The organism is Micromonospora sp. KC213, from assembly GCF_004348325.1.
Lineage (GTDB): Bacteria > Actinomycetota > Actinomycetes > Mycobacteriales > Micromonosporaceae > Micromonospora.
Genome location: NZ_SMKF01000224.1, coordinates 1 through 7,710, shown reverse-complemented (window position 1 = coordinate 7,710; position 7,710 = coordinate 1). Strand labels below are relative to the sequence as shown.

The following is a 7,710-nucleotide window of genomic DNA, read 5'->3' as shown; positions in this document are numbered from 1 at the left end:
TGCCGGCGCCTGCGGGTGAGGCGTATGCGCGTGGTGTCGGTGAGGCGCCGGTGGGTGAGGTCGAGACGTTGCTGGCCGGCCTGTGGAGCGAGTTGCTGGGCGTCGAGCGGATCGGGCGGCGTGACAGCTTCTTTACCCTCGGCGGGCACTCGCTCCTCGCCGTCCGCCTCATCAGCAAAATTCAAGTGGAGCTTGGCAAAGTCATCACGCTCCAAGATGTACTGGTGCAGCCGACCATTGAAGGCATAGCGTCGTTGGTCCAAGCGAAACAGACCAAGTCGACTGCGGTGCGGGGCGTCGTTGAGCTGAACTCAGCAGGCTCTCAGCGGCCATTGTTCATCATCCATCCGGCATCGGGAGAGGTCGGTTCCTATCCAGCGCTCGCCGTGGCGATCGGCCGGGATACACCTGTCTTCGGGTTGGAAGCAGCTGGCTTGCACGAAGACTCGATTGTCCAGGATTCGGTAGAGGGCATTGCTGAAGAATATCTAAGGCGCATTCGCCAGGTGCAACCCGTGGGTCCCTATCGCCTAGCCGCCTGGTCACTCGGAGGTGTCATCGCATACGAGATGGCACGGCAACTCAGTATCGCAAACGAGAACGTTGAGTTTCTGGGTTTGATTGATTCTGCCAACAATCATGCGTTGGGCCGTACGGCTCCGCGGTACACAAGCGATGTCGATGACTTGTTGCTGCGCTTGCCAGAACTTATTCCGGCATTTGACATCGGCCGCTTGCAGGGGTGGGGGCAGGCGCAGCGCACGGTGAACGAGTTGCTCGACGCATGCCAACGGGCTGGATATTTTGACGACGGTCTGACCGCTCAGGATGTGTTGAGGCGAACGAAAGCGTGGCGGACTCTTGTCTCTGCCGCTGAACGATACGTGCCGTTGCCCAGCGGACTGACCATCCATCTCTTCCTCGCCAAAGCACCTCGCGACAGAGAGATCGTCAACAGTTGGCGACATGTTGTGGACGACCGCCTGATCGTCGAAAATATGGAAGGCGATCATCTGTCGATGATGGAAGTTCCCTTCTGCAATCTCTTGGGCGCGTCAATTGCTCGGGCCTTGACACTGAATGGTGCGAGGTCTGTTGCCACTACCCATGCAGGCTCTAGAGGAACAATAGCGTTCATCCTGTTCCCGGAGACGAGTGCGTTCAACGCAAGTTACAATCTCGCGCGTGAGCTGAAGAGATCCGGCTATCGCGTCATCTATCATGGACCCTCCAAGTACAGGTCACGCGTGGCGGACCAGGGCTTTGAATATCGTTCCCTCGACATGCTGCTGCCGCAAGTGGAGGGGACGCGTAAGCGCGGACTCCGTGCGGCCTTGGACTACTGGCGCGCTGCGCGGCTGACGATGTTGCATCGACTGATTCAGATGCGGGCCTCCGACGTCCGCTGTGAGACGGCCTTGATTGCTGACCAAGTTGATCTCGTGATCTCGGATCCGTCGGCAAGAATCGGCGTGCTACCGGCATTGAAACTCGGCATTCCGATGATCGCGCTCAACTCAACGCTGGCAACGCACCGGGCAACAGGCACCCCGCCGGTGTTCAGCTCACTGGCCCCGCCGGATATCCACACCCTTGCATCGAGAGTTCGTTATTCTTATGCATGGAGTCGATGCCTGTTTGCAGCTTGGCGGAAGCAGGCGGCAGAGACCGGCTTCCAAATCTTCCTGGGACTCGGAAAGAACTCATTCTGGGCTGAAGTACGCAGAGGGGGCGGAAGAATCTCTTGGAACGAGTACGGGCCTCGCGTCGCCCTACCTGAACTCGTCACTTCGCCAAGGAGCTTCGATTTCCGTCATATAGATGTCGACACGTCGCGGACATATCTCGGCAGCAGTGTAGATTTGCGGCGGGCTGACGGCGACTTCAGTTGGGATGGATTCAGCGCTGAGAAGAAGACGATCTACTGCTCGTTGGGAACATACAGCCATGAATACCGCCACGCCAGGCGGCTCTTCGCGGCTGTCATCGATGCAGTTCGGGACCGGAATGATGTTCAGGCGATCATTCAGATCGGTTCGGCAGCCGAGATCTCTGACTTCGAGGAACTGCCGATGCACGTCCGTGTGGTGAAGTTCGCGCCGCAACTGGAGATACTCAGAAAGGCCGATGTGTTGATCACGCAAGCGGGCCATAGCTCTGTTATGGAAGCGTCGTACTTCGGCGTTCCCATGCTGGCATTCCCCTGTTGGTACGATCAGTTCGGTAATGCTGCCCGTGTTGCGTATCACGGCACGGGCATCGTCGGGGACATTGCGCGCATCAACGGAATGAAGATTGCTGACATGCTCGAGACGCTTGACCGTGGTGAGTTCAAGGCTGCGGCGTCGAGGATGCGGGCGATCTTCCGATCTGAGATGAAGCCGGCGGCGGGGGTAGAGGTCGTTGAGCAGATGATGAGGTCCACTTCCTCTCGACACCATGATTTCACTGCCTGACAGTCACGACTCATAGCAAGTCTCGGCCCAAGTCGGCATGGGGCAGAGCCGCACTGCTCGGGTAGCCTTGTGCGACGCGCTGCGTCTGGGGATGCCACAACAGGTGAAGGGGTTGAGAAGGATAGTGCGGATGTGGATCTCGGTCGTCAGCATGATGGACTTCGACGCGGTCGACGGTGACAGCACCTCCGGTCTCCTGCGCAGCGGACTGTCCACATGACCGGAGACGCCAAGCCCATCGTGTCGATTATCCTGCCCGCTCGCGGGCAGGCATTCACACTTGCACGGACATTGCAGTCGTTGGCGCGGCAGACCGTCGAGCTCGATGCTGTCGACGTGATCGTGGTCGACGACGGCACCTTGGACGACTCCGTCGCCGACGTCGTCAAACATGCCCCGGATGAGCTGCGTGCCAGGTTCGTTCGGCACGACGTCAACCGAGGGCGTGCCGCTGCGCGCAACACCGGGCTCGCCGCGGCCCGTGGAGACATCGTGATTTTCCTCGATGCGGACTCGTGGGCAGTGCCGCATCTCGTGCGGCGGCACCTCGACTTCCACTACGCCACCCCGTCGCCGTCGTTCCTGATCGGCGGTCGGCAGGAGCCGACGCTGGACTCGCTGACCGCGTTACGTCCGGGCGAGAGTCAACCGCCCGAACGTGCGCTGGAGCGCGATGTCCGCGCCGACTTCGGGGTCAGTGACCCGTCGAACGTTCGCATCGCGCCGTGGCTGTACGCGTACACGCACAACATCTCCCTGCCACGAGTTGCGGCGACGGAGGTCGGCGGCTTCGACGAGGACCTCACGGGCTGGGGGTGGGAGGACGTCGAGTTCGCCTACCGCGTTTACCGACAGTGGGGTTCGGACGGCAGCCGGTTCAGTTACGACCCCTATGCGGGCTGCTACCACCTGATGCACCTTCGCAACGTCGATGAGATGTCAACCCAAGCGATCAAGGGCTTCAGGCACCTCAAGCGGAAGCACCTCCACTGGGAGATCGAACGCTTGGGCACGGCGGAGGGCCACTACCTCGCCGGCCTGCACGAATATCCCCGCCACCTCAGTGGGTTCACCCGCCACCATGCACCCGGCGCCCTCGAGGACCTCGCGCAGGCGCAGGGGAACGGCCGTCTTCTGTGGATCGGAAACGGCGTCGTCGGGATGACCTCGCACCGCCCTGACGACGTGACGTGCGACCACGCCAGCCCCCCGTCACGGGAAAACTTGCATCTACTCGGCGTGGACACGCCATGGGCCGACGGGGAATTTGCGGCTGTGATCAGCATCGACGTTTGGCGGATGCTTGCTTCTGGCGACCTGTGCAGGCACGTGCAGGAGTCGCTGCGCGTCGCCGGAGCGCTCGTGATGGTGTGCACCGACGATGCAAGAACGAGTGCCGACCCGGCCTACCTCATCGCGATGGCGCGCGACTTCGGGCTGGCGACGAGCCGGTCGCCGTTCGGTGACCATGGATATTCGGTCAGCATCCGCCACGCTGAGACCGGACCTGCGTCGTGAGCACGGCTTCGCCACGAGTCCGGCGCCTCGACCGCTGACACACGCTGCCCCCCGTCGCCACCGCGGCGCGCGGCCGGTGACTCGAGCGGGCCCATCGAGGAACGTGGGGTCCACTCTGCGAACGTCCTGCGATCGCAGCGGATGTCACCGCCGGGGCCGGGCTCGTCGTGGACGGTGATGCCGTACCGGTCCGGCGTCGTCGACCTCGTAGCGCAACCGGGTTTCACCGACGGCGTCGCACACTGTCAGTCCCAACTCGCCGAGCGCACCGAAACCGGTTCCGGGCTCGGCGTCCAGGCTCGGCGCGATGGCCACGGATTCCACCCCCGCCGGCAGCGCCTTGAGGTCGACTGCGACCCGGCCCTCGCCGCGGTCGTCGACGGGCCGCTAACCGACCAGGCGGACCGAGCCGTCACCTCCGACCGGAGCGTTGTAGAAGACGAAATCCGCATCCGAACAAACCCGGCCATCGCTGCCGAGCAACAGCGCGGAGACGTCCATGTCGGCGGCGGCCTCGGGGTCCGCCCACTGCACCACGACCTGCAGCTGAGCGCCGGGCAGCTCCGAATGGGAGAGCAGCGACAGGTTGGCGCCCTTGGCCAGAACCGGATGGTCCACGCTCGGACCTCGTCGGAGTAATCGGAGCGTTACTCCGCGCAGGTCGGGCGGTTCGGTAGGCGAGGAACACCCGACACCACCACCGCAGGCGGGATGTTCGTCTTCCACGTCTTCGCCGCACTCGCCGAGTTCCTGCGCACCATCATCGTGGCCAACACCAACGAAGGCCTGGCCGCCGCTCGTGCCCGCGGACAACGCCTCGGCCGGCCGCCGGCCATGACCCCGGAGAAGGTCGCATACGCCCTGCAACTGCTCGCCGAGCCGGACCGGACGATGACCTCGATCGCGAAGCTCCTCGGCGTCTCTCGTAGCACCCTGTACAGCGCGCTGCCTGGCCTTGTTCCGGCCCAACGCGAGGACCGCGTCGCCCTGCAGGATGGGTGAGTCCGCCGACCACTACCGAGACCAGCGAGGCCAGGACTACGTGGGGCGATAGTGGGTGACGAATTCCGGCACGGTGCCCACGGAGGAAGCGTCTCCCGGCGGGTACACGAAGGGCCACCCCCGTGAGAGCTGGATGATCTAGACAATCGGTGGCCCCGCCGACGGGGTCCTCGCGGCAGCCACCGCAGACCTCACGCCGGCGGGTTTCGAGTTGGCTGATATCTCGCTCGGTAGCACGGGTGTGCGTGTTCGCCTTCGCCGGCAAGCCGTCTCCTGAACGAGCCGGCATCGCACAGCCGGGCATGCGCTGATGCGCTGCTGCCGCAGCCGGGGTCGAGCGATCACTGCCTGCCTTACCTAGAACGCGTGAGCCTAGAACAGGCACGCCGAGGCCGGCCGGGGGAGCCATCGAGGTGGTTCGGCCGCGCCGAGGGGAGGATGATCGGGTGCGCGCGGAAGAGGCGATCGACGCGGTGACGTCGGCAGCCATCGGAGCGGGCCTCCCGGCTCACAACGCCACCGTGGTGCGCGTCGGCGAGAACGGTGTGGTCCTGCTTCCGAGCGCTGATGTGCTGGAGCGGGTGGTACCAAGGGCGGCCAGGTGCAGCAACCCCCGTCGGGAAATCGAGGTCGCTGTCTGGCTGGCCTCGCGACAGGTGCCTGTGTTCACCCCGCACGGCCGGAGCCAATTATCGTCGGGCAATACGCGGTGTCGCTGACGCTGTCCATAAAGTCATCCGCAGCAGAGGACATAGCGAGCGGACCGCGCATGGGCGTCTAGGCCAATCTGCAACCGGCGGTGTCGGAGTACGAGTCAACGACCACAGCTACGTACGGCTGGACGTGCACAGCATCGTGCAGGTGGACGATGAGACGAGCGGAATCATGTCCGACGCTTCAGCTGGCGAGCAGACCCAAAGGTTCACCGAGAGCTGCAGAACCGAAGCATGAGGTCGAAACAGCCATACAGCTCGCGTCCGAAACGGGCGAAGTTCGCCCTGGTCACCACAGCGCTCTGCTCGATATGACGTACAGTGGCCACCCGATACCCCATGGGAGGGCCTCGAGTCTTCCGTACAGAGTGATCGGGTGGCCGTTCTCTGCCAGTTCCTCGACAGAGCGACTGATTCCTCGCTCAGATGTTTGACCCGATGCTCAAGCGCTGCCTCATGCGCGGGTGCGCTGGCGCTGCAGGGTCGCGACGACCGCGGCGAGCGCCAGGGCGACGGCTACCGTCAGGGACGGCAGGGCATCCGGGCGGTGCAGCAGTTCGCTCGTCGATCCGATGCGGAGCTGGTACAGGCTGCCCAGCAGCAGGGTGGGGATGGCAGCGAGCAGCAGCCGCTGGTCAGCGCTGGCCACCCAGAGAAACACGGCCAGGCCGAGAACTGTCATGACGATGGCGGGGAGTTGGTCGCTCAGGTAGTAGTTGCGCAGGCCCTCCGCGGGGATCAGGTGCAGGCCGAGCATGAACGTGGCGGCCAGGACGGCGTTGCCCCGATTGACCGGCGGCACGTCGGCAGGGCGGCGCAGACCGATCAGGATCAGCGGGAGGGCCACGATCGGTGCCCACCACTGCGGCAATCCGTTGAGGTACAGGTACTGCGAGGCGGCGGTCGGCACGACCACGGCTGCCATGGTGAGTATGGCGGCGGCGCGTAGCCTCCCGGCCGCGAGCGCCACCAGGGCCAGCAGCATCATGACCTCGAAGATTCCCTGGTCCCGCAGGACGGAGAGCGGGTCGAGGAAACCGCCGAACTGGAAGGCCTCGACGAGGTCGTCCAGCCCGATCAGGGCGCCGAGGGCCAGCACCGACAGTGCCCCCAGATGCATACCCTGCCAGCACAGCGCGGCGGTAGGTCGAGCCGACGTGCTGCCCCCGTACACCCGCAACGCCCCGCGGAGCAGGGCAACGGTCTGTCGCACGGTGGGCCAGCGGCGAGTGTCCGGTTCGTCGCCGAGCAGGGTGTCGATCAGCTCGTCACCCCGGTCGCGACGGTACTCGGCGGGATAGGCCCGCAGCAGCGTACGGTAACGCTTCTCCAGGACATCGGTGCTCATGCTGGCTTGATCCTTACGTTGGAGGGGTGGCCCGGGCTGCCTGGTAGCAGACCCAGGCGTGGCAGACGGTCCGTGACAACGCGTGCGGCTCGGGCAAGCCGGTCGGCCTCCTCGGCGAGGACGCTCCGCCCTTCGTCGGTGAGCCGGTAGTAACGGCGGGCCCGCCCGTTGACGATCTCTTCTCCGGCCGCAGCGACGAGGCCTTCGCCGAGCAGACGGTCGAGCACCGAATACAGCGAGCCTGCGGCGAGCTTCACTCGCCCGTCGGACAGTTCGGCCACTCGTTTGATCACGGCATAGCCGTGCAGCTTGCCACCCAGCAGGGCGGCAAGAACGAAGTACGAGGGCTCCCGCAGCGCGGGTCGCGAATCGGGTCGCATGGCCGCCGAATATACATCCTCGATGAGTATCATGCCAGCATGGCTATCGAGCTCGATGCCAGTATCCGGATCTGCCGCTCCCGGCGTGCTGGCGTTCATCACCCGCTGGTGACGCGCGGTAATGTATGGCTACCTCTCCTGCCCCCGCTTCCAGTGCCATGCCGGCCGACCAACTCGTTGTGCGAGCCGCAGTTTCCGCCTTCCTCGGCCGCTACCGTGGCCAGACGCGCGTCCATCTGGTCCACAACATAAACGCGGTTGATCGAAGCGGTGGCGATGAGAAAGGGGGGGGG

At 64.3% G+C, this 7,710-nt stretch carries 7 protein-coding genes; 3 read left to right on the top strand and 4 right to left on the bottom strand.

Annotation, left to right across the window (positions count from 1 at the left end; translation table 11 throughout):
- On the top strand, positions 1–2,456 hold a 2,456-nt coding region (locus tag E1166_RS27885; protein WP_243710557.1), incomplete at its 5' end, for a thioesterase domain-containing protein.
- A gap of 216 nt (positions 2,457–2,672) precedes the next feature.
- Positions 2,673–3,974, top strand: coding sequence for a glycosyltransferase family 2 protein (locus E1166_RS27880; protein WP_132342875.1), 1,302 nt, complete (start codon positions 2,673–2,675; stop codon positions 3,972–3,974).
- Positions 3,975–4,118: 144 nt separating this feature from the next.
- Here E1166_RS27880 and E1166_RS31240 read toward each other — a convergent pair whose 3' ends face one another.
- Positions 4,119–4,289: a hypothetical protein gene (locus tag E1166_RS31240; RefSeq protein ID WP_165944449.1), complete on the bottom strand. Its 171-nt coding sequence runs from the start codon at positions 4,287–4,289 to the stop codon at positions 4,119–4,121.
- Positions 4,290–4,361: 72 nt separating this feature from the next.
- Complete coding sequence (locus E1166_RS27875) at positions 4,362–4,592, bottom strand: TerD family protein (protein ID WP_165944448.1); 231 nt, start codon at positions 4,590–4,592, stop codon at positions 4,362–4,364.
- 93 nt (positions 4,593–4,685) lie between these two features.
- Between E1166_RS27875 and E1166_RS27870 the strand changes: the two genes are divergently transcribed.
- The gene (locus E1166_RS27870) at positions 4,686–4,976 is read left to right on the top strand and encodes a helix-turn-helix domain-containing protein (RefSeq protein ID WP_132342873.1); all 291 of its coding nucleotides are present in this window, start codon (positions 4,686–4,688) and stop codon (positions 4,974–4,976) included.
- Positions 4,977–6,143: 1,167 nt separating this feature from the next.
- On the opposite strand, the gene E1166_RS27865 is transcribed toward E1166_RS27870, so the two are convergent.
- Both E1166_RS27865 and E1166_RS27860 read right to left on the bottom strand, forming a co-directional pair.
- Positions 6,144–7,037 (bottom strand): hypothetical protein, encoded by an 894-nt coding sequence (locus E1166_RS27865; RefSeq protein ID WP_132342872.1) that lies wholly within the window; start codon positions 7,035–7,037, stop codon positions 6,144–6,146.
- Positions 7,034–7,516: a helix-turn-helix transcriptional regulator gene (locus E1166_RS27860; protein WP_243710556.1), complete on the bottom strand. Its 483-nt coding sequence runs from the start codon at positions 7,514–7,516 to the stop codon at positions 7,034–7,036. Before E1166_RS27860 ends, E1166_RS27865 begins: the two co-directional genes overlap by 4 nt.
- Positions 7,517–7,710: the final 194 nt, after the last annotated feature.